The sequence below is a fragment of the Flaviaestuariibacter flavus genome, assembly GCF_004337505.1.
Classification (GTDB): Bacteria; Bacteroidota; Bacteroidia; order Chitinophagales; family Chitinophagaceae; genus Flavisolibacter; species Flavisolibacter flavus.
Genome location: NZ_SJZI01000052.1, coordinates 24,300 through 47,378 on the forward strand (window position 1 = coordinate 24,300; position 23,079 = coordinate 47,378).

Below are 23,079 nucleotides of genomic sequence, written 5' to 3' on the forward strand. Positions count from 1 at the left end.
GGGCCTTAATGAAAACTCAGCACCAGGCTCAACCCGTTGGTCTGCGCCAGCTCGCTGTAGCCCGCCTTCATCCGCAGACTCAGGTCGGGACTCACGTCGAAGCTCTTGAGGTGTGCGTCTACCGTGGCGTCCACAACGTTGAGACCCCAGGCCAGCACGATATAGAGAAAAGAAAAGTCGACATCACGGCGAAACTGGTTGCGCAGCGCTTGCACGCCAGCGGCGTTGTTGTACCGCACGTATCCTTGCAGCTTCTCGTGGATTTCCGGGTAGCGCGCCACGTCGTGCGTGGCCAGGATGGTATAGGCTTCGCGCGTACGTTTGTACCAGGTGAGGTTGTAAATGAACATCGCCGTCGGTATTCCGATAGCGGTGTACACGAGCGGCAGCTTCCAGTACTTGCCGTTGTATATCTGACCGAGACCGGGAAGTATGGCCGATCGGATCGCCGCCTTCTTCGGCGTATGATACCGCAGCAGGGAGTCGATCTGCCGGTCGTGGCTCAGGGGCGCGGCGGCCACGGCACTGTCCACGTTTACCGGCTTGTTGTGGGCATCGGAAACGGTTTGCGCGCCGGCGCCTCCCGCAAGCAGCAGGAGGCCGGCCAGCAACACGCTATGGATCTTCTTAGTCAATGGTCACGTTCATGAGGTCCAGCAACTTGTTGAGCTCCTCGAGCGAGTAGTAATCGAAGGTGATCTGCCCCGACCCGTTCTTGGCGTGGCGCATCTTGATGCGCGTGGCGAAGTGGGAGGCGAGCTTGTCCTCGATCTTCTTGAAGGTCGGCGGCAGGCTGGGTGCGTCCGCCTTCTTCGGCTCGTTGCCGTCTTTGTAAAAATTGCGTACCAGGTTTTCCGTCTGGCGCACCGACAGGCCCTTGGCCTTGATCTCCTCGAAAATATAGAGCTGCTTATCGATCGTGTCTACGTTGATCAGCGCGCGGGCATGACCCATGCTGAGCTCGCCGTTGCGCACCGCCACCTGGATATCGGGCGGCAGCTTCAGCAGGCGGATGTAGTTGGTGACGGTGGAGCGGTCCTTGCCCATGCGTTCGGCCACCTGCTCTTGGGTGTAGGTGAGTTCTTCCATCATCCGCTTGTAGGAGAGGGCTACTTCCATGGCGTTGAGGTCTTCGCGCTGCAGGTTTTCCAGCAGGGCGAGCTCGAGCAGCTCCTGGTCGTTGGCCTGGCGGATATAGGCCGGAATGTCTTTGAGCCCGGCCATCTTGGAAGCGCGCCAGCGGCGCTCACCCGAGATGAGGCGGTACTTGCCGCCCGGCAGCTTCGACACGGTGATGGGCTGGATGATGTCGTGCATCCCGATGGAGGTGCTCAGCTCCTGCAGGGCCGTCTCGTCGAAGTCGCGGCGCGGCTGCTTGGGGTTGGGCTCCACCTGGTCTACGGGGATGCGCAGGATGCCGGTCACTTCCTGCACCACGCCCGGCTTTACAGCGCCTGCCGGCGTTTTCAGGTCGGAATCGATGCTCTGGAGAAGGGAACGGATGCCTTTACCGAGCGCATCTTTGTTGCTTTGCTTCGAAGTACTCATACACGGTCACAATAGGGCGACGAAGGTACGGAAAGCAGCGGACGTGGAACGATTGTGAAACTCTTAAAGATCTGTTTATCTCGGAGCTCGGATCTCAGATCGGGCCGGCGCAAGCAAAAAGAAAGGATCGCGTAGCGATCCTTTCTTTAATCTGGAATCTTTTAATCTGGAATCTGAGATCTGAGATCAGACATCCTCCATCGTGCGCTCCTCCTGCGAGATGCGCGTCATATTGTTCTTCTGCAGGATCTCCTTGGCGAGGTTGAGGTAGTTCATCGAGCCCTTGGAGTGGGCATCGTAGAGGATGACGGGTTTGCCGACGGAGGGCGCCTCGGAAAGGCGCGAGTTGCGGTGGATGATGGTGTTGAACACAAGCTCCTCGAAGTGGCGGCGTACTTCACCCACCACCTGGTTGCAGAGGCGGAGGCGGCCGTCGTACATGGTCATGAGGATGCCCTCGATGGCGAGCTCGGGGTTGAGGCGGCTCTGCACGATCTTGATGGTGTTGAGCAGTTTGCCCAGGCCTTCCAGGGCGAAGAACTCGCACTGCACCGGCACGATCACCGAGTCGGCGCCCGTAAGCGCGTTGACAGTGATGAGGCCGAGCGAAGGCGAGCAGTCGATGACGATAAAATCGTAGTCGTCCTTCACCTCGTGCACCAGCTGGCGGAGCACGTTTTCGCGGTTGGGATAATTGATCATTTCGATCTCGGCGCCCACCAGGTCGATGTGCGAGGGGATGAGATCGAGGTTGGGAATTTCGGTTTTGAGGATCACGTCGCGTGCGCCGGCCTGGTTCACCATACAGTCATAAAGGCTGTGGGTGATGTTCTGCAGGTCGAAGCCGACGCCCGTGGTGCTGTTTGCCTGCGGGTCGGCATCGATGAGCAGGGTGCGGTATTCGAGCACGCCGAAGGAGGCCGCCAGGTTGATGGCCGTCGTGGTCTTTCCAACGCCGCCTTTCTGATTCGCTACGCCGATGATTCTAGCCATAAAGTAAATCTTAAGATCTCCGATCTCGGATCTCGGATCTGTTTTTGGGTCAATTATTTTTTGTCTTTCAAATCAGACATCGGAGATCAGAGATCGATAGATTCTCCTACGGCTGGCAGGAGCAGCTCGATGCCGGCTTCGGCAAAGGCCTTGCGGGCGGCTGCCACGTCGATGGCGATGGGCGGGAAGGTGTTGTAGTGAACGCCCACCACGCGGGTGGCGCCGCACATGCGGGCCGCTTCCACGGCGTCTTCGTAGCCCATCGTGAAATGGTCGCCGATGCAGAGCACCGCGAAATCGAGCTTCGCCCAGCGCGGAATGAGCTGCATGTCCATCGTCAGTGCCGTATCGCCGCTGTAGTAGAAGCTGCGCTCCGGCGTCGTAACCACGAAGCCGAGCGGGTTGCCGCCATAGCTGCCGTCGGGCAGGCCCGAAGAGTGGATGGCGTTGACGCATTTCACGGCGCCGAAGTCGAAGCTTTTCCTGCCGCCCTGGTTCATCCCGATGCAGTTTCCGGCACCCTGCTTTTCCATCCAGCCGGCTACTTCCGCCGAGGCAATGACGGTGGCGCCGGTACGCTGCGCGATGGCAGGCGCGTCGGCCACGTGGTCGCCGTGCCCGTGGGAGAGGAGCAGGTAATCGCAGGGCAGGGTTTCGATGTCGATCGCCTTCGCCGCCGGGTTCGGCGTGATAAAGGGGTCGAAAAGGAGGGCCTTGCCGCCGGTTTCCACCGCAAAAGAAGCATGTCCGTAATACGTCAGTCTCATAACCAATCGAATAGGTGCAAAAATACATTTTTGCCGTTAAAGCGTGGGGGGCAGTTGTCCCCATTGCCCGGCCTCAGGGCGGGCGCCGGCCGACCCCCATTTTCCGGGGTTTATGCACCCGGGGCATCCTGCACCCGCCCGGGCCTTCCGGCAAGCCATCCTGGTGCTTCGCCCGGTCATCCCGAAGCATCGGCCGGTCATTTCGGAGCACCGGCTGGTGATCCGGAAGCCCGCGGCCCTCGTTCCTGCTGCCCGCCGCTTCGTATCTTGCCCCCTTTCTCCCTTACCATATGCCCCCTGAAACGACCCCGGGAGCCCTCGCTTCCGATCCCAATATGACCGGCCTGTTCATGCAGGCACCCGCCATGATCATGATCCTGGAAGGACCCGAACTGCGCTGCACCTTCACCAACCCGCTTTTTTCCAGGCTTTACGAAGGCAAGACCCTCCTGGGGCGCACGCCCCGTGAGGTGGCCCCCGAGCTGGAGGGACAGGGCTATTTCGAGATGCTCGACACGGTATACGCCACCGGTGAGCCGGTGTACGGCTACGAATTTCCCGGCGTTGCCGACTGGAACAGCGAGGGCCGCCCGACCACCAAGTACTTCAACATGGTGTATGCGCCCTACCTGGCGGAGGGAAAGACCGCCGGGGTGATGATCTTCGGCTTCGAGGTGACCACCCAGGTGCTGGCGCGGCAGCGCGCCGCCCAGGAAGAGGAGCGCCTTCGCCGCATGCTCAACGCCCTGCCCCAGATGGCCTGGACCGCTTCGCCCGAAGGCCTGATGCAGTATTTCAACCAGCGCTGGTTCTCCTACTCCGGACAGGAGCCGGCCGAAGCGCTCAGCGGCGGCTGGATCAACGTGATCCCCGAGGCAGAGCGGCCGGAGCTCGCCGTCAAATGGGAGCGCTGCCTGCGCGAAGGGACGGTGTTCGAGGCCGAGATGCACTACCGCCGGCACGACGGCGCGCTCCGCTGGCACGCCGCGCGCGCCGAGCCCATCCGGGACCATACCGGCGCCATCCTCTACTGGCTTGGAAGCTCCAGCGACATCCATGACCAGAAGCTCAACGCCGAATTCCTCGAGCGTACCGTGGCCGAGCGCACCCTGGCGCTGCGGCGGTCGAACGAAGAGCTCGAGCAGTTTGCCTATATCGCCTCGCACGACCTGAAGGAGCCCCTCCGGAAGATCCTGGTTTTCACGGAGCGCCTCCTCGAGCCCGAAGACGCAGGCAACCCGACCTACCTGCAGCGGATCCGCCAGGCCGCCACCCGGATGAAGCAGCTGGTGGACGACCTGCTGGAGTTTTCAAGCGTACGGCACGAAGCGCCCGACCTGGAGCCCGTACCGCTCGGCGAAGTGCTGGCGGAAGTTCTTCTGGACGAGGAACTGCGCATCCAGGAGAAAGGCGCCGAAGTTCACGTGGGCAGCCTGCCGCTTGTGCGCGGCATCCGCCACCAGCTGCACCAGCTCTTTGGCAACCTCGTGGCCAATGCGCTCAAATACACCCGCCCGGAGGGAACGCCGCGGGTGACAGTGAGCGTAGAGCCCGCCGGGGAAGCCATCTTCGAGCGCTTTCCCGAGCTGGACCGGGCGCGCAGCTACCACAGCATCCGGGTGGCCGACAACGGTATCGGTTTCGACCCGGAGCAGGCCGAGCGCATCTTTACCCTCTTCCAGCGTCTTCACAGCCGCGACGCCTACACGGGCACCGGCGTCGGGCTCGCACTTTGCCGCAAGGTGGCCCGCGGGCACGGCGGCGAGATCTGGGCGGAGGGAACACCCGGCGAAGGCGCTGTTTTTCATGTGCTGCTGCCCGTAGCCTGATACCCGCCCCGGTTTTCGTGCCTGTTTCTTGCCGTACTTGCAGGGCTAAATGCTTTGAATGCGTAACCCGACCTTCTCGCTCATTCTCATTGGGCTGATGCTGTTGCTCGACTGGTACGTTTTTTCGGTACTCAAGGTGGTGTCGGCCGGGGCCACGCACCGCACCCGCGCCGTGCTCTTTGTAGCCTACTGGGTGTTGGCGGGCCTCGCCCTGGTGGTGCTGCTCTTTCTGCCCGCCATCAACGCATCGGGACTGCCCAAAGGGCTGCGCAATTTTCTTTTCGTCAGCGTGGTGGGACTGTTCTTCGGGCAGCTCATTGCTGCCATCTTTTTTCTCATTGATGATATCCGGCGGCTGCTCCAGTGGGGCGCCGGGCGCCTGTTCTTTTCCAACACCGAAGGCCAGCAGATCCAGGGTGGCGGCATTGCCCGCTCGGTGTTCCTGAGCTGGCTGGGGCTGGCAGCCGGGGGCACGCTGTTCGGGACGCTGATCTGGGGGATGGGCAATAAATACAGCTACCGGGTAAAACGCGTCCGGATCCAGTCGCCCAACCTGCCGGCCGCCTTTCGCGGGCTCAGGGTGGTGCAGCTGTCCGACATTCACAGCGGCTCTTTTACCGACCCCGCTGCCGTGGCGCGCGGCGTGGAGAAAGTGCTCGCCCTGCAGCCCGATCTCATTCTGTTTACCGGCGACCTGGTCAACAATACGTCCGACGAGATGAATCCCTACTGGGCGATCTTTTCGCGGCTCAAAGCACCGATGGGTGTTTACTCGGTGCTGGGCAACCACGATTACGGCGATTATGTCAGCTGGCCTTCTCCGGAGGCCAAGCGGGCCAACCTACAGGCTTTGAAAGACGGGCAGGCCCGCATGGGCTGGCGCCTGCTGATGAACGAGCACGTGCTGCTGGAGCGCGGCGGCGCGCAGATCGCACTCATCGGCATTGAAAACTGGGGCGCCAAGGCCCGCTTTCCGAAATACGGCAGGATGGACAAGGCTTACCCGGGCACCGAGGCCGTTCCTTTCAAGATACTCATGAGCCACGACCCCTCGCACTGGGATGCCGAGGTGCGCCCGAAATTCGGCGACATCGACCTGACGCTTTCGGGGCATACCCACGGGATGCAGTTCGGCGTGGAGCTTCCCGGCTTTCGCTGGAGCCCGGTGCAGTATGTGTACCGGCAGTGGGCGGGGCTTTACGAAGCCGGCCGGCAGCGGCTCTATGTCAACCGCGGCTTCGGATTTCTTGGCTACCCGGGCCGCGTGGGCATCATGCCGGAGATAACACTGCTGGAGCTGGTGTAAGGTTTTGAAAGAGAAGAAGAGTCTTTCACCGCGAAGAAAAGAAGTTGAATAAGCGTTTCGCATAAGGAATACGATTGATAAGGTCCCGCCTGCAGCGGGACTTTTTATTTTGATTGTGGTAGTGCTCAGTTAAGTGTGTCATTTATTTATTCAGCCTGTCTGCGTACTTCAAAGTTAGCTCTGTACGGACGGTTGTCCATCCGAACATGGTGCCTTGCCACCTGGTGTTAGCATTTATGGTGGCCAGGTAGATTTGCTTGACGATAGCATCTTCGGAAGAGAACGCGCCTTTTGTCTTGGTGACTTTGCGCACCATGCGGTGGTAGCTCTCAATGGGATTGGTGGTATAGATGATTTTTCTGATAGCAGGCGAGTAGTTGAAGAACGTGCGGAGCCGCTCCCAATTGGTTCGCCAGCTCTTGAAGATGACGCTGTATTTGCTACCCCACTTCTTCTCGGCTTCCTCCAGGTAGTGCAGGCCCATGGCTGCATTGACGGCCTTATAGATCTGCTTCAGATCGCGCACAAAAGGCTTCAGGTCCTTCCAGTTCATATACTTCATCGAGTTGCGCATCTGGTGCACCAGGCACAGCTGCACTTCGGTCTGGGGGAATAAGTCTTCTATGGCTTCTGCAAACCCCTTCAGGTTATCGATGCAGGCAATCAGGATGTCCTGGACACCCCGGTGTCTCAGGTCGGCGAGCACCGAGCGCCAGAAGGCAGCGCCTTCATTTTCACCGAAGTAAATACCGATCACTTCCTTTTGCCCCTCTGTGGAAACGGCCAGTATGGAGTAGATGGCGCGGGTCTTGACAACGCCGTCCTGGCGGACCTTGAAGTGGATGGCGTCGAGCCACACCACGGGATAAACGCTCTCCAGTACCCGGTTTTGCCACTCTTTGATAGCCGGAATGATCCGGTCGGTAATCGCCGTCAGGGTTCCGTCCGAGATATCAAAGTCATAGATCTCTTTTAGATGCTGCTGGATGTCCGAATAAGATAACCCCATCCCATAGAGGCTTAAAATCTTCTGATCCATGTCCTCGGAGATCACCCGCTGGCGCTTGGCCACTGTCTGCGGCTCGAAGGAGGCGTCGCGGTCGCGGGGCGAAAAAACAGCAAAACCGCCCAAAGAGCTTTGTATGTTTTTTTGTGTGTGGCCATTGCGTCGGTTGCCACCACCCCTTTTACCCGCCTTCAGGTGCGCATCCAACTCGCCTTCCAGCGAAGCTTCAATAACGCGCTTTAAAAGTGGTGTAAAAACACCTTCCGCACCCACTAAAGGCTTGCCTGAACGAAGCTGCTCGCCAGCCTCCCTCACAAAAGCTTCAAAGTCAAATGGTTTCTTCTCCATCGTATATCAATTTAATCATTATTAAACTGACACACTTTATTGAGCATACTCTTGATTGTTGGTCTTTTTTTGAATGAGCTTAAACCAACCCCAGAACCTCAGAACCACAGAACCTTTCCTTAGCGTATCAACTCCTTTTCTTTTTCTCTTTGCGGTGAAAAACTTCTTTCCCTTAATTTTCCTTCCTATCTAACTCACTGTGATTAAACGATTTCCTTTTTCTCACGTCAACAGTTGGGGCGGCGTACCAGCCCCTGCCGCCGCCATGAGAATCGGAATCGTTTGTGTGCTCCTGCTTTTTGCCGGCGGCGCGGTCAACGCGCAACGGAAAGACTCGACCCGCGTCGTTGTGGACTCCACCGCCTATTACGACGAGCTGTTCGGAGATATGGAGTCCTATCTCGACTCCGTACTGGCGCCCCACACCTTCGTGCTTGCCGAACTCGGCATCAGCCAGGCTTATTTCAATTACCAGCAAAGTGGCAATTACGAGCTTGCGGCCCGCAGGCAAACCACCTACACACCGGCATTCGGTTATTTTCACAAAAGCGGCTTCGGCCTCAACCTGTCGGCCACGGTGGTGAACGACGGCGAAAAACTCAATCCCTTTCAGTACCTCGCCACCGGCTCTTACGATTACCTCGGGAGCGACAACTTCGTGACCGGTGCCAGCTTCACCCGCTATTTCACCCGGAAAAATCTTCCCTTTTATACCACGCCGCTGCTCAATGAGCTAGGGGCTTACTTCAGCTGGAAGCGCTGGTGGGTGCGCCCCTCCATGCTGCTAAGCTATGGCTGGGGCAGCCGGTCGGCAGTTGAAGAGCGGGAGGCCTACATCATCTCGCTCCGCCTGCGGCCCGATGGGTTTACCCGCATCCGCACCGACGAGAAGGTGAGCGATTTTTCCGCGGCGCTTTCCCTGCGGCATGATTTCTACTTTCTGAACGCCGGATTAAAAGGCGCGGCCCTGCGCATCACCCCGCAGCTGGTGTTTACCGCCGGCACCCAGAAGTTCGGTTTCAACCAGAACGCCAACACCTACGGCACTACGCGCGCCACCAACCTCAATGAGCTCGTAGCCACCGAAAACCAGTACCTCGACGACCAGCTGTATTTTCAGCCGCTCTCGGCCGCGGCCTCCCTCAAACTCGAATGGACCTGGAAGTGCTTCCTGCTGCAGCCGCAATACGTGACCAATTACTACTTTCCCGCCTCCAGCAACCGTTTTATGGGCATCTTCCGCTTCAACGCGGGGCTCATATTTTAGATTTCAGATTTTTGATTTCGGATTTTCGATTTGAGATTTCTTGTGTTAACGGAGAAGCCTAACCGAAATAACAATGAAATTCAGACTGTCCGAAACGGTTAGAGGGTTCGACTTTTAGTTCTCCTTACCAATTAACCAACCTACCCCTCAGCTTTAACGTGACCTCTGCATTTGATGGCATGAACCTTGATCGCGATGCAAAAACAACTTCCATGAAAGGAAAATGGCTACTCTTGTCCGCGGCGCTGTTTTCGGCGCAGGCGGTCTTCGCCCAGTTTCACTTCGGTGTTAAGGGTGGTGTCAACTTATCAAAGGTCGAAGGGCAATCCTTCAAAGAAGGCTTCAACACCGGCTACCACCTCGGCGGCTTTGCCGAGATCGGGCTCGGCAAGAAGTTCGGCATTCAGCCGGAAGTGCTCTTCAACCAGTACCAGTCGCGCTACGACACCTCCTTCCGCCAGGTCTATTCAAATGCGTTCAGCGACGCCACATCGGGCAATGTGAAACTCAACTACCTCTCCATCCCGATCCTGCTCAACTACAAGCTGGGCTCCGTATTCAGCCTGCAGGCCGGCCCGCAGTTCGGCGTGCTGATCAACAAGGATGAAAACCTGCTGCAGAACGGGAGCAATGCTTTCAAAAGGGGCGACTTCTCGCTCCTGGGCGGCGCGCAAATCGCGCTCAGCAAGCTGCGCTTCTCCGGCCGCTATGCCGTTGGCCTCAACAACATCAACGACATAGGGACCACCAGCAAGTGGAAAAACCAAGCGATACAGCTGTCGGTGGGGTTCACTCTTTAGATCTGGAATCTGGACTATCTGGAATCTGGTAGAAATTTCGAATTGAGAATGTTTGAATTCACCCAAACCGGGTGAATTTTCCTTTAAAATGGTGAGGGTTTTCCCATGGTTGCATCAGGAACAGCATTTCATTTTGCATAAAAAATGAATCGTAAAGAATTAGAGGGGCGCACCCGGCAATTTCATGTTGACGTCATCCGGCTTTGTAAGCGGCTTCCTGGTGATCCTGCCGGTTTTGAGACGGCAAAACAATTGATTCGTGCGGCCGGTTCGGTTGCCGCTAATTATCGGGCTTCGGCTAGGGCAAAGTCGAACACAGATTTTCATTATAAAATCAAGGTTGTTCTGGAAGAAGCGGATGAATCGGAATACTGGCTGGGGGTTATAGAAGAAACTATGGTCAACGATATAGAATCACGTCGCTTACGGGTGGAGGCGCGCGAGCTAACGGCCATTTTTACTGCTTCGGAGAAAACATTGTCAGAAAAGAAAACAAGGAAATAGGTAGCCCAAATTCCAGATTTTCAGATTCCAGATCCTAGGATCCCGCCATTATCTTTGCCGTTTGCTGTTTTCCAATGAAGCTTTCCGATCTGAATAAATTCCTGGCCAGTGAAGACGAGATGGACTTCCTGCCCATTATCCCGCTCAATGAGCAGGACGCCGAATCGTTTGATCCGGCGACGGTGCCTTCTGAGCTGACGCTGCTGCCGCTGCGGAACACCGTGCTGTTCCCGGGCGTGGTGCTGCCCATCACGGTGGGTCGCGACAAAAGCATCCGCGCCGTCAACGAAGCCTATGGCGGCGGCCGCTATATCGGCGTCGTAGCCCAGAAAGACCCGGCCGTGGAAAACCCCACCGGCGCCGACCTCGAAAGAATCGGAACCGTAGCCCGGATCGTAAAGCAGATTAAGATGCCCGATGGCGGCATTACCATCATCATCCAGGGGAAGACGCGCTTTTCCATCACCGAGGTGACGGCCGAGGAGCCCTGGTTCCGCGCCGAAGTGGCCCTGGTGCCCGACGCGCCCGTGCCCGCCGATCCGGATTTCGGCGCCTATGTCGCCAATATCAAAGACATGGCCGCCGAACTGATCCAGCTCTCACCCAACCTGCCTTCCGAAGCTTCGGTGATCCTGAAGAATATCGAAAGCCCCAACTTCCTGCTCAACTTCGTATCGAGCAACCTCAATACCGAGCTCCACGAAAAGCAGCAGCTGCTTGCCTCCAACGATATCAGCGAGCGGGCCGAGCTGCTGCTTGGCTTCCTGCAGAAAGAGTTGCAGTTTGCCGAGCTCAAAAACAAGGTGACCAACAAAACGCGCGCGGAGCTCGACAAGCAGCAGCGCGAATACTTCCTGCAGCAACAGCTCAAAAGCATCAAGGAAGAACTCGGTGGCGACGTCAACGAGCGCGAGCTGCAGGAGCTGCGCAAAAAGGCCGAGACCAAGCAGTGGACCGACGCGGCGCGCGACCTCTTTCGCAAGGGCGTGGAAAAGCTGGAGCGGATGCATCCCAGCACACCCGACTACTCGGTGGTGTACAACCACCTCGACTTCATGCTCGACCTGCCCTGGAACGAGCACACCGACGACAAGTACGACCTGAAGCATGCGCGCGCCATTCTCGATGCCGATCATTACGGGATGGACAAAATCAAAGAGCGCATTCTCGAATACATCGCCGTGCTGAAGCTGAAGGGCGATATGAAATCACCCATCCTGTGTTTCTACGGTCCGCCGGGTATCGGCAAAACCTCGCTCGGCCGGTCCATCGCCAGCGCCATCGGCCGCAAGTACGTGCGGCTGTCGCTCGGCGGCATCCACGACGAAAGCGAGGTGCGCGGCCACCGCAAAACCTATATCGGCGCCATGCCGGGGCGCATCCTGCAATCGCTGCGCAAGGTGCACTCCGCCAACCCCGTGATGATACTCGACGAGATCGACAAGGTCGGGGCCGACCACCGCGGCGACCCGAGCAGCGCGCTGCTGGAGGTGCTTGACCCGGAACAGAACAATACTTTTTACGACAACTACCTCGAGCTCGAATACGACCTGAGCAAGGTGCTGTTCATCGCCACGGCCAACAACCTGCAGACGATCCAGCCCGCGCTCCGCGACCGCCTCGAGATCATCGAGCTGAGCGGCTACGCGATGGAAGAAAAGATCGAGATCGCGAAACGCCACCTCGTGCCGAAGCAGAAAGAAGCGCACGGTCTCCGCGATGCCAGGTTCAAGGTCTCCGACAAAGTGCTGGAGCATATCATCGCCAGCTACACCCGCGAAAGCGGCGTGCGTGAGCTCGACCGGCAGCTGGCAGCCATCATGCGCCACCAGGCACGGACGCTGGCCATGGATGAAAAGCTGAAGCCTTCGGTGAGTGTCGAAGACGTGGAGCGCATCCTCGGCCGCCCGCGTCACAACAATGAATTATACCAGACGGTAAAAATGCCCGGCGTCGCCGTCGGCCTCGCTTACACATATGTTGGTGGCGATATTCTTTTTATTGAAACGACCCTGAGCGAAGGAAAGGGCGAGCTGCGGCTTACCGGCAACCTCGGCCAGGTGATGAAGGAGAGTGCGGCCACGGCGCTTTCCTGGCTCCAGTCGAATGCCGCACTGGCAGGTCTTGAGCCGTCCGTTTTTGAAAAGAAGACGGCGCATATCCACGTTCCGGAAGGTGCGGTGCCCAAGGATGGTCCCAGCGCCGGCGTTACCATGCTCACCGCGTTGGCGTCGGCCTATACCGGCCGCCGCGTGCGCTCGCACCTCGGTATGACCGGCGAAATCACCCTGCGTGGCCAGGTGCTGCCGGTAGGCGGCATCAAGGAGAAAGTGCTTGCGGCAAAACGCTCGGGTCTCCGCTCGCTGATCCTGTGCTGGCAAAACGAAAAAGACGTGCAGGAGATCAATCCGGCTTTTATCAAGGGCCTGAAGTTTCACTACGTGCGTACCATGAATGAGGTGCTGGAACTGGCGCTGGAAAAAAAATAATGTTCAATAATCAATATTCAAAACTCAAGGGCTCAGGTGGCGGCAATCCCCGACTTGAACATTGAAAATTGCGTATTGAATATTGAACATTTCCTTTCCCACAGGCCGGTGTATCTTCATGGCTCAATGCTGCCACCCGTGCGACTCCGGAAACTGACACCATTCGCTTTACTTTTTTTGATTGCCTCCCCGCGGCTTTCGGCGCAGACTGTCGGGGGCAGCACGGTCTATAATTTTCTCAACCTCCCGGCAACGCCGGCGCTATCGGCCGCGGGCGGTGTCAACGTGTCGTACAACGGCGGCGACGTGGGGCTTGCACTCAATAACCCGGCCCTGCTCGACCCATCCCTGCACAGCCAGGTGAGCGCCAACTTCAATGCATTCTTTGCCGCCACGAAAGCCTACCAGCTGGGCGGTGTTTACTATGCGAAAAAGTGGAACACCACCTTTGGCGGCGGCTTGTTTTTCGTTGACTACGGCAGCCTGCCGCAGGGCGATATCTACGGCAATGAACTCGGGAACTTTCATCCCACCGATTTTTCCTTCCAGGTGTCGGCTGCCCGCAGCTATGGCGAACGCTGGCGCTATGGGCTTACCGCGAAAGTAATCCGCTCCAGCTTTGGCAGCTACCGCTCCACCGGTCTCGCCTTTGATCTCGGCCTGCACTATGCCGACACGGCCCGCCGCTTCAGCGCCGGTCTCACAGCACGCAATATGGGCGGGCAGCTTTCGGGCTACGGCGGCAGCCGCGAGGACCTGCCTTTTGACTTACAGGCAGGCGTCACCAAGCGGCTTGCCCGGGCACCCTTCGGCTTTTCGCTGACGGCCCAGCATATCAACGGCTTCAACACGACCTATAACGACGGGAACTTTAATGCAGAAAATGGATTCACAGGAAAGGATGGTTTCGCCGCAAAGCTGTTCAATCACTTTGTGCTGGCATCGCACCTGTACCTCGGACGCAATTTCGAGGTCACTTTCGGCTACAACTTCCTGCGCCGCTACGAGCTGAACGTCGGCAGCTCGGGCAATGGGCTGAATGGCTTCTCTACGGGTTTCCGTGCCCGTTTCAACCGCCTGCAGGTGCAATATGCGCGCGCTTATTTCCAGCGCGGCAATGCCTACAACCAGTTAGGGCTGCAACTGCCGCTGCAGCGCAGGGTCTGAACAGCCTTCTTATTCATAGCGAACGAATACCGAGCTGTCTGGCAGCAGTGGGTAGTGCTGCCCGAAGCGCTGGTTGAACAGGTACCGGAACAGGTTCACCGGGCTTTGTTCCGGCGAAAGCCCGCCGTAGGCGCTGTCGGGATAATAAATCGCGCAAAGGTTTTTAAAGGCATCGGCCTTGTGCGCTTTTTCGAGGCGGCTGCCATGATCGCTAAGCAGCAGGATAATCGAATTCTTTTTCCCGTTTTCCCGGATACAGGAAATAAGGTCCAGCATTTCCCGGTTGGCCACGCGCACCTGGTCGAGGTAATCGCTGACGCCTTCTTCGTGGAGCACCCGGTCGGCGGGCTTGCGCCGACCGGCGCTGTCAAATAGAAAAGGCTTGTGGGTAAGCAGCAGGTGACAATATACCAGCCGCGGCGCGCGGCGGGCGCTGTCGGCACTGCGGCAGGTTTCGTCCAGGTAATACCGGATGTCACGCTCGCGCTGATCCAGGTCGAAATAGTGGTAAGGCTTCGAGGTGATGAGCGCGGTAAGGGGCTCGCCACGCCAGCCAAGATCGCGCACAAGGCGGGAGGTGAAGAGCCCGCCGAATACCTGCACATAAGTGAAGTTGCCGAATTCGTTGAGGCTTTTGCGCTTCTGGTACGGGTTGTCGAGCGAGGCGTAGAAGCGCAGCTCGTAACCCATCTTCCGGAAGATGCGGAAGGTTTCATTGTCGCTCACCGAATGCACGGCGCGCAGCATCAGCACCGGGTCCGTGCCATTGGTGCCGGATGCCGGATCCACGTAGCGCATGTTGAGGCAGCTGCCCATGGCATAGGGCGTGAAGTTGTAGTTGGCGCGGCTGCTGTCGGCCACAAAGAATCGGAGTGCGCGCAGACTGTCGACAAAAGGCTGGTTGTTGAAGCCCATACGCTGCAAGGCATCGGCGCGGCTGTACTCATCCAGCACCAGCACATACACGTCGGGCTTCTCCGGTTGCGGCATCGCCGGCTGAAAGCGCTCCGAGAGCGGCATATCGGCGATGATCAGATTGTGATGGCGGCGGTAATCGCTGTAGCGGAATACGGAGGTCACCGCTTCGGTGGCGCACAACACCAGCAGCAGCAGGTTGAGATAATAATAGACCGGTTTGCCGGCGCGCCGGGCGCGGATGCACCCACGGGCCGCCAGCAGCAGAACGGCCAGCAGGACAAAAGGGAAAAGCTTGTAAGAGACAAGGCGTACGGGCAGCAGTTTCGCCGCGGCGTCATAAACGGCTCCGAAAAAAACGAAGAAGACGGCGAGGAAAAAAGCAAGCAGTACCGCCGCAGCAGTGGAGCGGAGCAGCAGGCGCGCGCACCCGAAGAACACCGCAATCCAGGTGCCGCAATACAGCAGGTACTGGAGGGCTTCGCCGGCGCGCACGAAGCCGAACAGCTCGTTGCCGGCATGCCACAAAGAAAGCATGGGCAGCAGGGCCAGGAAGAGTGGCCAGCGGTGTAGTGAACGCGGTATGAAACTACGGTTGCTCATGGACCTTGGATAACACGCACCTGGTAGGGACGGAGCCTGCCCTGGTGCCAGGGCAGCGCTCGCAGCCCGAGCGGCTCGCGGTAAAAAAGTTGAAAATAGTGCAGCATATCCTGCTCGTTCCAGCCGATGAGGCAGGCGTTTGCATGTCGGGGAAAGTCGCGCACCGACTCCAACCCAAAGCGGTGCAAAACCGGAGCGGAAATACGGTGCAGGAAATGTTCGCTCCCGATGATATTATGCATCGGGTAGCGCGCCGGTGGCTCCCATACCGGGTAGCCGTAAAGCGGGTAATATTCCATGCTTGTAAAAAAGAGCAGGTGCGGGTGCTTCGCCAACAGGGCGTGCGCCTGGCGGAAGGCCGTACGTTGCTGCAGGTTCGCCCGGTCGTATTGCAGCAGCAGGCGCGCACCCCAGGCCGCTAAAAACAGCGGAAGGGCGAGCAGCCAGCGGCGACGGCCGGCTTCCGGTGCCGGCTCGTTCGATGCCAGTGCCAGGAGCACCGGGAACCCGAGCAACGTGAACAGGAGGTAGTCGGGCACTTTGGCAAAAAGATAAACGAGCACTGCCCAGAGTGCAACCGCAATCAGTACACTGCCTGCGAAGGCAAGGAGCACCGCGCGCCTGCGGATGAAAAGCGGTGCTGCCAGCAGGCTTAGGAAAAACAGGCGGTTATTGATCATGAACCAACGAAAGGTTTCCGAACCGGGATCGACGGCGAAGCCGGGCCGGGTGCCGCGCTGGTAAAGCGCTTCCAGCTTTTGGGTGGAAAGCACCGCGGTATCGAGCAGCGGGCCGTAGTTAATGAGACGGCTTTCGAGGTAGCCGCTGTCGCCGGGCGCGGGCTTCGCGAGGTTGCGGTGATTATAAAAACGGTAGGCTACCTGGCGGTAAGCTTCTTCTTCTTTCCAGCCCGGTATGCGTGCCTCGTAATACTGCCGGTGCACAACGTGCAGCAACAGGATGGTGAGCAGGGCGCCACCAGTCCAGGCGGCCACGCGCAGGCGCGGCTGCCAGCCCCGCCGCAGCAGCCAGAAGGGCGCCGCCAGGGGGAGCAGCGGGAGGATCACGTGGATGCGGACCAGCGAGGCGGCCACGTAGGTGACCGCGCCGGCCCGGATACTTCTCCCGGTGGGCGGTGCGCCTGTAAACAGCAGCAGCACGCCCGCCATGCCGAGCACGAGCGCAGTGTTGGTGAAATTGGGGCTGAGCAGGAAGCGGGCTTCGTATACCCAGAAGAAGAACGTGAAGAAAAGAACGCCGCGAAGGGGGGCGTTGGCGCGCACGAGACAGAAACTTAAGATGGTGCCTGCCGCCAGGTGGCCCGCAACAAGAAACAGGGAATACCAGTTGATGTTCGCCGTCAGCACAAACAAAAACTTCAGGGGGAGCGAAAAGATCGGGTGAAGGATATGGTTGTAGTGAACGAGCTCGGTTGGCGGGCTGCCAAAGCCGCCGGAAAGCTGGTAGAGGATGAAGGCATCTTCCACGGTGCCATATACCGGGTGAAAAGCAACCTGGAACAGCAGCACGTACGCCAGCGTCACGCAAAAGCAAAAAAGGAGTTGCCGGAACTTGTCGGATCGTTTGGAAAGCATGGTAGAATGTGCGCGGCTGCGGCCAAATAAACGCAATTTTAGCGACAAGGATGTTACAATGGAGCCATTGCCCGCAGCGCTCCGCCACCGAATGGCTATTTTTGGGCGCGGCGCGTTGAAGCCGCATTCCGAATATGGATAATCTTGTTTACATCGGCATGAGTGCCGACCTCATACATCCCGGGCATCTCAATATTATCAGCAGGGGGCGTGAGCTCGGGCCGGTGGTGGTGGGCCTGCTTACCGACGAAGCCATCGCCAGCTACAAGCGCGTGCCCTTGCTTAGCTTCGAACAGCGCCGTGCCATTGTGGCCGGCCTCCGCGACGTGAGCGAGGTGGTGGCCCAGGAAACCCTTGACTACAGCGCCAACCTGCGCCGGCTGCGGCCGCGCTACGTGGTCCACGGCGACGACTGGAAAACAGGCGTGCAGCAAGCCACGCGGCAGCGCGTGATCGAGGTGCTCGCCGAATGGGGCGGCGAGCTCATTGAGGTTCCCTACACCCGCGGCATTTCCTCCACGGCAATCCAACGCTCGCTCCGCGAGATCGGCATCACACCGGAAGCCCGCCGCAAGCGCTTCGGGCGACTGCTTTCGGTAAAGCCTATCCTCCGCGCGCTTGAGGCGCACAACGGCCTCAGCGCGATGATCGTGGAAGGCGCTACCGCTTTCGACGACGAAGGGCGGGCGCTCGAGTTCGATGCCATCTGGCTTTCCTCGCTCACCGACTCCACCGCCAAGGGCAAGCCCGACATCGAAGCCGTTGACTTTACCTCGCGCCTGCAAACCGTAAACGAAATTCTCGAGGTGACCACCCGCCCGATCATCTTCGACGGCGACACCGGCGGGCGCATCGACCAGTTCCCCTTTATGGTACGCACCCTGGAGCGCCTCGGCGTTTCGGCCATTATCGTGGAAGACAAGATCGGCGCCAAGCGCAACTCCTTGCTCGAGGAGAGCTCGGTGCACGAGCAGGACAGCATCATCGACTTTTGCGAAAAGATCCGCGCCGGCAATGCAAGCCGCATTACCGCGGACTTCCGGATCATTGCCCGCATCGAAAGCCTCATCCTCGGGAAGGGCATGGAGGACGCCTATGCGCGTGCCGAAGCCTACGTTGCCGCCGGTGCCGGCGGCATCATGATCCACAGCAAGAATACCTCCGGAGAAGATGTCATCGAATTCGCACGGCGCTTCCGGATGGCGCACCCCGACGTGCCGCTGGTGGCGGTACCGAGCACCTACCCCGCGGTTTCGATTGATGCCTTGCAGGAGGCCGGTTTTAACCTGGTCATCTATGCCAACCACCTGCTGCGCAGTGCCTACCCGGCGATGGCCCGTACCGCGCAGCGCCTGCTTCGCGAAGGGCGTGCCGAAGGCGTGGAGCAGGATATCATTTCCATCAAGGATTTTTTTAAACTGATACCCGGGCAATGATCGCGGCATCCGTATTTATACAGTCCCTGCGTGCATCGGGTGTCGGCTTTTTCGCTGGCGTACCCGATTCCCTGCTTTCCAGTTTCAGCGCGGCGCTGGCGGCTGCGCCCCCGGAGCAGCACCTCGTGGCCGTCAACGAAGGCGCGGCCCTCGGGCTTGCCGCCGGCTACCATTTTGCCACCGGCGGGCTGCCACTGGTGTATTTGCAGAACTCAGGGCTGGGCAACCTCGTTAACCCGCTTACCTCCCTGGCCGACCCGACCGTATACAGCATCCCGATGCTGCTGCTGGTAGGATGGCGCGGAGAGCCCGGCCGGCCTGATGAGCCGCAGCATACCCGCATGGGTGCCGCCACCGGCCCGCTCCTTGAAGCACTGGAGGTGCCCTTGCACTACCTGCATCCGACTGATGGAAACTGGCAGGAAACAATACGCCAGGCAGCTGCACAGGCCCTTGGCGAAAGCCGCCCGGTAGCTATCGTAGTGGCCAGGGGTGTTTTTGAGGAATTGGCGCTCCCGCAGCAGGAAGACTACCCGCTTTCGGCGGCGTCTGCCATCGATATCCTGTGCACGGGCCTTTCGAAAGGAACCCGCGTTGTGTGCAGCACCGGCAAGATCGGCCGCATTTTCAACGAATGGAACAACGGGCAGGAACAACCGCTTGATGCTTTGCTGAACGTTGGTGCCATGGGGCACGCCGGCAGCATCGCCACCGCCATCGCCCTGCACAGCAACGGGCCGGTTCTGGTACTGGATGGCGACGGCGCCCTACTGATGCACCTCGGCGCATTGGCACTTTCCGGCAGCCTGGGGCTGGACAACCTGTTTTATGTCGTGCTCAACAACGGGGCGCACGAATCGGTTGGTCGCCAGCCCACACTTGGCTTCCGCACCGACTTTGTGTGCATTGCCAAAGCCTGCGGCTTCCGCTTCGCGTCGCGGCTCACAACGGCAGCCGACCTGCATGGCTGGAACCGTCATGGCGATGCCCGCGGCGCCTTTGTAGAAATACGGATCAACACCCATACACCCGCGAAGCTGTCGCGCCCTTCGGAAGAACCCCGGTTAGCGGGCGCGCGTTTCCGAAAATCCTTTGAGCAATGATGACGCCTGCCTACCGCATTGGTGCTGTGGCACCGCAGCTGGAACAGTTGCTACGCGGTGCCGCGGCGGAAAAAGTGTTGCTGGTGGGAGGCGGGCATTTCATCCGGTCGGCTGCAGCGGCCGACCTGCGGACCCGTCTCGGGGACCGGCTTGTATCCGGGTTTGAAGTACCGGCGGGACTCCTCCAGCAAAGCGTCCTGGAGCCGGTTGCCGCCGCCATGACAGCGGGGATTGATTCGGTGATCGTCATCGGTGGCGGCCGAAGCATCGACTGCGCCAAAGCACTTTTGTATTATGCCCGCAAGGAGACACGCCTCTTTGTGGCGGTGCCCACCACTGCGGGCAGTGGTTCCGATGCTACCTCCTTTGCCGTGGTGTACCGCGGTACGGAAAAAATTTCACTGGAGCACCCGGCCCTGCTGCCCCATGCGGTAGTTTGGGACGTCGAATTGCTCCGGGGCCTGCCTGCCCGGCAGCGGGCCCTGTCGGGCCTCGATGCGCTTGCACAATGCGTTGAGGCACTCTGGAGCCGGCGGGCCACACCGGCATCGTCGGTGCGCGCCTGGGAAGCCGGAAGCTGGCTGCGGGCCAACCTGCCTGCGTTCGTTCGGGAGCCCGGCAACGATGACCTGGCGCTCGGTGCATTATATGCGGCGCACGGCTCGGGCGCGGCCATCCAGCAAAGCCGCACCACGGGCGCGCATGCACTCTCGTATTACCTCACGGCCGTCCATGGCATCGACCACGGCCATGCCGTAGCGCTGCTCTTGCCTGTATTTCTACGGTACAACACGGCGTCGGGAGCGGGTTACGACTCGGCGCTTCAGCTCCTGGGTGCCGCCAATGGTGAGGAGGCGGCCTCGGGATGGCAGGCTTTTGTGGCCGGGCTGGGCCTTGCCGCCCGCCTGTCTGACCTGGGCCTTTCTCCCCGTTGTATCCCGGAATGGTTTACCCATATCAACGCAGAACGATTTGCCAATAACCCGGTACCTTTCCGGGCCGCGGAACTCGAAGCAGTGCTCCGCGCAACCTGGTAGATGCCATGCTTTCCTTTTTCAAAGAATACAGCGACAGCCAGAAACTCGTGGCGCAGCAATACGACATCGTGTTTTACACGGAAGGCGCCTACTATTTTCAATACCTGCGGCACCTGTTCGAAGCATTTGCCGGTCGTCCGGGACTGCGGATCGCTTATATCAGCTCCGAGAAGAGCGACCCGGTACTGAACACAAAAATCCAGGGCCTCGACACCTGGTATATCCGCAAAACCCTGCTGTTTGTGTGGCCGCGCCTGCAGGCCAAAGTGCTGATCAGCACGATGCCGGGCATCGGCCAGCACGGCTATAAGCGCTCCCCGGGAATCGGTCGTTACGTCTATGTATTTCATGCGCTGGTAAGCACCCACCAGCAATACCGCCCCGGTGCGTTCCGCTACTATGACGCTTTATTTTGCTGCGGTCCCGACCATGAGGCGGAGGCAGGTAAGGAGGATGCGCTCGAGGGTATCCCCCCGCGCGACCTCATTGCTTACGGTTATCCACTCCTCGAAGACTTGCGGTTGAAGGATTCCGGCCAGGAGCCCTGCATCCTGCTGGCGCCGAGCTGGCACCCGGAGGGTATCCTGAACACCTGCCTGAAACCGCTGCTGGAGCAGTTGCTACAGCTTGGGTTGCCGGTGCAGGTACGGCCACATCCCGAGTTTGTAAAACGCAACCCCAAAGCAATGAAAGAACTTGAGGCCCAGGTCCGCCGCAACCCGCGCCTGTCCATCGACCGGTCGGCTGAAGTATTTACACAACTGGCTGCCGCCCGGCTGCTGGTAACCGACCGCTCGGGCATTGCCCTTGAATACGCATTTGCGCGGCGCCGGCCGGTGCTGTTTGTCGATACACCACCGAAGGTTTATAACCCTGATTTCGGCGCGCTCGGGCTTACCCCGACGGAAGACCGGCTGCGGCCGCTGCTGGGGCGATCGGTGGCACCGGGTGAAATAGAAAAAGCGGCCTCCGTTGCTGCAACATTGCTTGCGGAGGCCGCCTCGTTTGCGCCCGTATTGGAAAAGCTGGAAGCCGAAACGGTTTATGGTCCGGCTTACTGGTCCAACGGGATCGCTTATATCGAGTCCTGTTTATCCTGAGAAGCGTTCTTCTTTTTTCCGAAAAACATCCGGATCCGCCACCAATAAGTTTTCACCACCACGCCGGCGCCCATGATGCCGGCTACGATCACCTGCAGCAGGTAGCTGCCGGATCCGGGTTCGATATAAAGCAGGAAGGATCTCATTGGAAATAACTCAGGTTTGTTTTCGGGGTCAGCGTCAGGAGGGTTTCATACATGAGGCGGATCGTTGCCTCGATATCGTTCTTGTGCAGCATCTCCACCGTGGTGTGCATATAGCGCAGCGGGATGGAAATGAGTACCGACGGACAACCGTCATTGGCATAGGCGAAGGAGTCGGTGTCGGTTCCGGTGCTGCGCGACACGGCCCGTAGTTGTACGGGAATGCCGGCGCCCTCGGCTACATCCTGCACCAGCTGCAGCAGCTTGTTGTGCACCGCCGGGCCATAGGAGAGGGAAGGTCCTTTGCCGCACACCGTATCGCCTTCAATCATCTTGTTGATCATCGGGGTGCTGGTGTCGTGCGTAACGTCGGTGATGATGGCCACGTCGGGCTTGATGCGGCGGGCGATCATTTCTGCGCCGCGCAGGCCGATCTCTTCCTGCACCGCGTTGACGATATAGAGGCTATAGGGAAGTTTCTTTTTATTTTCCTGCAGCAAACGGCCCACTTCGGCGATCATAAAGCCGCCGATGCGGTTGTCGAACGCCCGGCCGATGAGGTAGTCGTTGGCGAGCTCGTCGAAGCCGTCCTGGTAGGTAACCACCGCGCCCACGTGAATGCCGAGGTCGGCCACTTCCTGCTTGCTGCGCGCGCCGCAATCCAGCCAGAGGTTTTCGGTCTTGGGCTGCTGCTCCTTTTCACCGCCGCCGAGGCGGGTGTGGATGGCGGGCCAGCCGAAAACGGCTTTTACCAGGCCTTTCTTGCCATGGATGAATACCCGCATACTCGGCGCGATCTGGTGATCAACGCCACCGTTGCGCTTCAGGTAAATAAGCCCCGAGTCGGTAATGTAGTTGACAAACCAGGAGATCTCGTCGGCATGTGCTTCGATCACTACTTTAAAAGGTTGGCCGGGATTGATGACGCCCACCGCCGTTCCATAAGGATCGGTAAAGGTTTCATCCACGAACCGGGAAACATAGTCGAGCCAGAGGCGCTGTCCACTCCACTCAAAACCAACGGGGGAGGGGTTGTTGATATAATCCGCCAGGAAGGCCATCGATTCGTCTGCAAGGGTGCTTTTGCCTTTCGGTTTTGCTGCTTTAGCTGCTTTCGCCATAT

Annotated in this window: 20 protein-coding genes; 11 read left to right on the top strand and 9 right to left on the bottom strand. The window is 59.0% G+C overall.

The window, feature by feature from the left end; translation table 11 throughout:
* Positions 1 to 5: 5 nt before the first annotated feature.
* From EPD60_RS15715 to EPD60_RS15730, 4 genes are all read right to left on the bottom strand, one after another.
* The gene (locus tag EPD60_RS15715; protein WP_131450479.1) at positions 6 to 635 is read right to left on the bottom strand and encodes a DUF5683 domain-containing protein; all 630 of its coding nucleotides are present in this window, start codon (positions 633 to 635) and stop codon (positions 6 to 8) included.
* The gene (locus EPD60_RS15720) at positions 628 to 1,548 is read right to left on the bottom strand and encodes a ParB/RepB/Spo0J family partition protein (protein ID WP_131450480.1); all 921 of its coding nucleotides are present in this window, start codon (positions 1,546 to 1,548) and stop codon (positions 628 to 630) included. The genes EPD60_RS15715 and EPD60_RS15720 overlap by 8 nt, the downstream gene beginning before the upstream one ends.
* 186 nt (positions 1,549 to 1,734) lie before the next feature.
* Positions 1,735 to 2,541: a ParA family protein gene (locus EPD60_RS15725; RefSeq protein WP_131450481.1), complete on the bottom strand. Its 807-nt coding sequence runs from the start codon at positions 2,539 to 2,541 to the stop codon at positions 1,735 to 1,737.
* Between the two features lie 86 nt (positions 2,542 to 2,627).
* Positions 2,628 to 3,308: a metal-dependent hydrolase gene (locus EPD60_RS15730; RefSeq protein WP_131450482.1), complete on the bottom strand. Its 681-nt coding sequence runs from the start codon at positions 3,306 to 3,308 to the stop codon at positions 2,628 to 2,630.
* Positions 3,309 to 3,598: 290 nt separating this feature from the next.
* Between EPD60_RS15730 and EPD60_RS15735 the strand changes: the two genes are divergently transcribed.
* Both EPD60_RS15735 and EPD60_RS15740 read left to right on the top strand, forming a co-directional pair.
* A complete protein-coding gene (locus EPD60_RS15735; RefSeq protein WP_131450483.1) occupies positions 3,599 to 5,137 on the top strand; it encodes a PAS domain-containing sensor histidine kinase in 1,539 nt (512 codons plus the stop codon).
* 58 nt (positions 5,138 to 5,195) lie between these two features.
* The gene (locus EPD60_RS15740) at positions 5,196 to 6,443 is read left to right on the top strand and encodes a metallophosphoesterase (RefSeq protein WP_131450484.1); all 1,248 of its coding nucleotides are present in this window, start codon (positions 5,196 to 5,198) and stop codon (positions 6,441 to 6,443) included.
* A 142-nt stretch (positions 6,444 to 6,585) separates the two neighbouring features.
* Here the strand turns inward: EPD60_RS15740 and EPD60_RS15745 are convergent, their stop codons facing one another.
* Positions 6,586 to 7,797, bottom strand: coding sequence for an IS256 family transposase (locus tag EPD60_RS15745; RefSeq protein WP_131450485.1), 1,212 nt, complete (start codon positions 7,795 to 7,797; stop codon positions 6,586 to 6,588).
* 265 nt (positions 7,798 to 8,062) lie between these two features.
* Here EPD60_RS15745 and EPD60_RS15750 point away from each other — a divergent pair, with 265 nt between their 5' ends.
* The 5 genes from EPD60_RS15750 to porQ all read left to right on the top strand — a co-directional run bounded on the left by EPD60_RS15750 (position 8,063) and on the right by porQ (position 14,024).
* The gene (locus tag EPD60_RS15750; RefSeq protein WP_131450486.1) at positions 8,063 to 9,064 is read left to right on the top strand and encodes a hypothetical protein; all 1,002 of its coding nucleotides are present in this window, start codon (positions 8,063 to 8,065) and stop codon (positions 9,062 to 9,064) included.
* A 212-nt stretch (positions 9,065 to 9,276) separates the two neighbouring features.
* Positions 9,277 to 9,864, top strand: coding sequence for a porin family protein (locus tag EPD60_RS15755; RefSeq protein ID WP_165871577.1), 588 nt, complete (start codon positions 9,277 to 9,279; stop codon positions 9,862 to 9,864).
* Positions 9,865 to 10,008: 144 nt separating this feature from the next.
* Positions 10,009 to 10,368, top strand: coding sequence for a four helix bundle protein (locus EPD60_RS15760; protein ID WP_131450488.1), 360 nt, complete (start codon positions 10,009 to 10,011; stop codon positions 10,366 to 10,368).
* 74 nt (positions 10,369 to 10,442) lie between these two features.
* Positions 10,443 to 12,857, top strand: a complete 2,415-nt coding sequence (lon, locus tag EPD60_RS15765; protein WP_131450489.1) for an endopeptidase La — start codon at positions 10,443 to 10,445, stop codon at positions 12,855 to 12,857.
* Positions 12,858 to 12,983: 126 nt separating this feature from the next.
* The gene (porQ, locus tag EPD60_RS15770; RefSeq protein ID WP_131450490.1) at positions 12,984 to 14,024 is read left to right on the top strand and encodes a type IX secretion system protein PorQ; all 1,041 of its coding nucleotides are present in this window, start codon (positions 12,984 to 12,986) and stop codon (positions 14,022 to 14,024) included.
* Between the two features lie 9 nt (positions 14,025 to 14,033).
* Here porQ and EPD60_RS15775 read toward each other — a convergent pair whose 3' ends face one another.
* Both EPD60_RS15775 and EPD60_RS15780 read right to left on the bottom strand, forming a co-directional pair.
* Positions 14,034 to 15,542, bottom strand: a complete 1,509-nt coding sequence (locus tag EPD60_RS15775; protein WP_131450491.1) for an alkaline phosphatase family protein — start codon at positions 15,540 to 15,542, stop codon at positions 14,034 to 14,036.
* Positions 15,539 to 17,137 carry a hypothetical protein gene (locus tag EPD60_RS15780; protein ID WP_131450492.1) on the bottom strand — a complete coding sequence of 533 codons (1,599 nt, stop codon included), beginning with the start codon at positions 17,135 to 17,137 and terminating at the stop codon, positions 15,539 to 15,541. Before EPD60_RS15780 ends, EPD60_RS15775 begins: the two co-directional genes overlap by 4 nt.
* 134 nt (positions 17,138 to 17,271) lie before the next feature.
* On the opposite strand from EPD60_RS15780, the gene aepX reads away from it, so the two are divergent.
* The 4 genes from aepX to EPD60_RS15800 are packed head-to-tail and all read left to right on the top strand — an operon-like array spanning position 17,272 to position 21,813.
* Entirely contained in the window at positions 17,272 to 18,573 is a 1,302-nt protein-coding gene (gene aepX, locus EPD60_RS15785) for a phosphoenolpyruvate mutase (protein ID WP_131450493.1), read from the top strand.
* Positions 18,570 to 19,676 carry a phosphonopyruvate decarboxylase gene (gene aepY, locus EPD60_RS15790; RefSeq protein ID WP_131450494.1) on the top strand — a complete coding sequence of 369 codons (1,107 nt, stop codon included), beginning with the start codon at positions 18,570 to 18,572 and terminating at the stop codon, positions 19,674 to 19,676. Before aepX ends, aepY begins: the two co-directional genes overlap by 4 nt.
* A complete protein-coding gene (locus EPD60_RS15795) occupies positions 19,673 to 20,713 on the top strand; it encodes an iron-containing alcohol dehydrogenase (RefSeq protein WP_131450495.1) in 1,041 nt (346 codons plus the stop codon). The genes aepY and EPD60_RS15795 overlap by 4 nt, the downstream gene beginning before the upstream one ends.
* Positions 20,714 to 20,718: 5 nt before the next feature.
* Positions 20,719 to 21,813, top strand: coding sequence for a hypothetical protein (locus EPD60_RS15800; protein ID WP_131450496.1), 1,095 nt, complete (start codon positions 20,719 to 20,721; stop codon positions 21,811 to 21,813).
* Here EPD60_RS15800 and EPD60_RS17055 read toward each other — a convergent pair.
* The gene (locus tag EPD60_RS17055; RefSeq protein ID WP_165871579.1) at positions 21,789 to 21,959 is read right to left on the bottom strand and encodes a hypothetical protein; all 171 of its coding nucleotides are present in this window, start codon (positions 21,957 to 21,959) and stop codon (positions 21,789 to 21,791) included. The two genes, EPD60_RS15800 and EPD60_RS17055, sit on opposite strands and share 25 nt — an antisense overlap.
* Complete coding sequence (locus tag EPD60_RS15805) at positions 21,956 to 23,077, bottom strand: M42 family metallopeptidase (RefSeq protein WP_131450497.1); 1,122 nt, start codon at positions 23,075 to 23,077, stop codon at positions 21,956 to 21,958. Before EPD60_RS15805 ends, EPD60_RS17055 begins: the two co-directional genes overlap by 4 nt.
* Between the last annotated feature and the right edge of the window lie 2 nt (positions 23,078 to 23,079).